A 2,240-nucleotide genomic window follows, 5' to 3' on the forward strand; every position below is an offset into this window, starting at 1 on the left:
TCCCGGTGTCCGCGGGGGTGCGGGGCGCGGGCGCGGCCGCCTGGGCGCTGGCCGGCGCCGACCGGGTGCCCCGGCGGGCCAGGGCGGTCCTGGCCGGCGCGGGGCCACCGGTACCGGCCGGACCCGCGCCCTGGGAGCGGCTGGCGGCGGGAGTCCGGGTCCGGGCCGCGCGCAGCCGGGAGTGGGCCGGCCTCGGGGCCGGGCTGGCGCTCGCGCTGCTGGGCGGTTCCGTGATCCCGCTGCTCGCGGGCGGAGCGGCGGTACCGCTCGTGCGCCGGTGGCTGCGGGCCAGGGAGCGGGCCCGTGCCCGGACGGCGCGGGCCGTCGAAGTGGTGGCTTTGTGCGGGGCGGTGGTGGGCGAGCTGCGCGCGGGTGCGCAGCCCGGCCGGGCGCTGACCGAGGCCATGCGCCGGACGGTGTCCGGCCCCGGCGGGCCGGGAGCCGCGGAGGCCGGGGTCCTGGCGGCCGCTGCCTTCGGCGGGGACGTGGCCACGGCACTGCGGCAGGCGGCACGGGAGCCCGGCGCGGACGGGCTGGCCGCGATGGCGGCCTGCTGGCGGGTCTCGGTGGACGGCGGCGCGGGGCTGGCCGCCGGACTGGACCGGCTGGAAGGGGCCCTGCGGGCAGAGCGGGACCGGGAGGAATCACTGCGCGCCCAGCTCACGGGAGCGAGATCGACGACGGCCGTGCTCGCCCTGCTCCCGGGGGTCGGTCTGCTGATCGGCACCGGGCTGGGGGCCGATCCGCTGCGGGTGCTCCTGCACACGCCGGTGGGGTGGGGCTGCCTGCTGGCGGGCTCGGTGCTGGAGGCGCTGGGGCTGCTGTGGTGCCGGCGGATCGTACGGGTGGGGGAGCGGTGATGGACGGCTTCGCGATCCACAGGCTGGGGATGGCCCTGTGCCTCGCGGCGGCGGCGCTGTGGGCGGCGTCGGCGGTGGCGGCGCGCATCCGGGAGCGGGCGGCCCGGCGCCGCCTCACCGGGCTGCTCGCGGTGGAGACGGCGCGCAGGCGGCCGATGGTCGGGCCCCGGCTGCGGGCGGCGGTGACGGCCTGGGCCGGGCCGACCGGAGCACTGGCGGCGGCCTGGCTGCTGATCGGCGGGCTCGCGGGCGCGGCGGCCGGCTGCGCGGCGGCCTTCGCGGTCCGCAGGTGGCTCGCGCGGCGCCGGCCGGCCTCGGGGGTGGACCCCGGGGAGGCGGAGCGCCAGCTTCCCTTCGCCGCGGACCTGTTGGCCGCGTGCCTGGCGGCCGGAGCCGGGCCGGTGGACGCCGCCGAGGCGGTGGGGGAGTCGCTGGGCGGCCCGGTGGGCGAAAGGCTGGCGATGGCCGGGGCGGAGCTGCGGCTCGGCGGCGAACCGGGCGCCGCGTGGGGGAGGTTGGCGGAGATACCGGGAGCACGCGCCCTGGCCGAATGCCTGGAGCGCTCCGCGCGTACGGGGGCGCCCGCCGCGGAACCGGTGTCCCGGCTCGCCTCCACGCTCCGGGCGGACCGCGCGCGCCTGGCGGGGGCCCGGGCGCAGCGGGCGGCGGTCCTCGTCACCGCGCCGGTGGGCCTGTGCTTCCTCCCCGCCTTCCTCGCACTGGGAGTGGCGCCGGTGGTGATCGGGATGGCCTCCGGCCTCCTCTCCGGCACGTGAGCGGCCATCTGAAGAGCCCCCGGTGGGCCTTCTGCAGCCCACTGAGGCCAGCTGAGGGCCAACTGAAGGACTACCTGAAGGGGCACCTGAAGATCCGTCCGAATGGCCGACTGAATTGGCCAACTGAAATGACCATCCGACATCTGAGATCTGAGATCACGTCAAAAAGCTGGATCAACGGGAGGTTGTCATGTCGATCATCTGGATTCGCGTGCGGGCGGCAATGTCGGGGCTGGTGAGGCCGACGGGACTGAGGGGTCGTGGGGGCGACGCGGGAATGTCCACGTCGGAATACGCCATGGGCACGATCGCGGCGTGTGCGTTCGCGGCCGTTCTGTACAAGGTGGTGACGAGTGAAGTGGTCTCGACGGCACTTCAGTCGACCATCGGGAAGGCACTCGATGCGCCGTTCTGACCGCGGATATGTGACGGCGGAGGCGGCCCTGGTGATTCCGGCGCTGGTGCTGTTCGCGGCACTGCTGGTGTGGGCGGTGAGGCGGACCGGCAACTCGGCCGGGCCCGGAGCGGGGGCAGAGACGCTGACCCGCCACAGGTCGCCGGACATGCTTGCGTCAGCCGGTGGTGGCGTACGCGACGAAGCCGG

At 76.6% G+C, this 2,240-nt stretch carries 3 protein-coding genes and 1 pseudogene; all 4 read left to right on the forward strand.

Annotated elements, in window-relative coordinates; genetic code table 11:
• The coding region (locus ABZY57_RS32655) for a hypothetical protein (protein WP_356518160.1) at positions 1 to 860 on the forward strand (860 nt) is incomplete at its 5' end.
• On the forward strand, positions 860 to 1,636 hold the full coding sequence (locus tag ABZY57_RS32660; RefSeq protein WP_356518162.1) for a type II secretion system F family protein: 777 nt from the start codon (positions 860 to 862) through the stop codon (positions 1,634 to 1,636). The genes ABZY57_RS32655 and ABZY57_RS32660, both read left to right, overlap by 1 nt.
• 223 nt (positions 1,637 to 1,859) lie before the next feature.
• Positions 1,860 to 2,051, forward strand: a complete 192-nt coding sequence (locus tag ABZY57_RS32665; protein ID WP_356518164.1) for a DUF4244 domain-containing protein — start codon at positions 1,860 to 1,862, stop codon at positions 2,049 to 2,051.
• A pseudogene (locus ABZY57_RS32670) lies at positions 2,038 to 2,240 on the forward strand (pilus assembly protein TadE); the annotation flags it as partial. The gene ABZY57_RS32665 and the pseudogene ABZY57_RS32670, both read left to right, overlap by 14 nt.

Source organism: Streptomyces sp. NPDC006450, assembly GCF_040612195.1.
In the GTDB taxonomy this organism is placed as follows: Bacteria; Actinomycetota; Actinomycetes; order Streptomycetales; family Streptomycetaceae; genus Streptomyces.

What these genes read in the sequence shown, in the direction of transcription:
- ABZY57_RS32660 (WP_356518162.1), top strand. Translation starts at nt 860, where the DNA reads ATGGACGGCTTCGCGATCCACAGGCTGGGGATGGCCCTGTGCCTCGCG.
- ABZY57_RS32665 (WP_356518164.1), top strand. Translation starts at nt 1,860, where the DNA reads ATGTCGGGGCTGGTGAGGCCGACGGGACTGAGGGGTCGTGGGGGCGAC.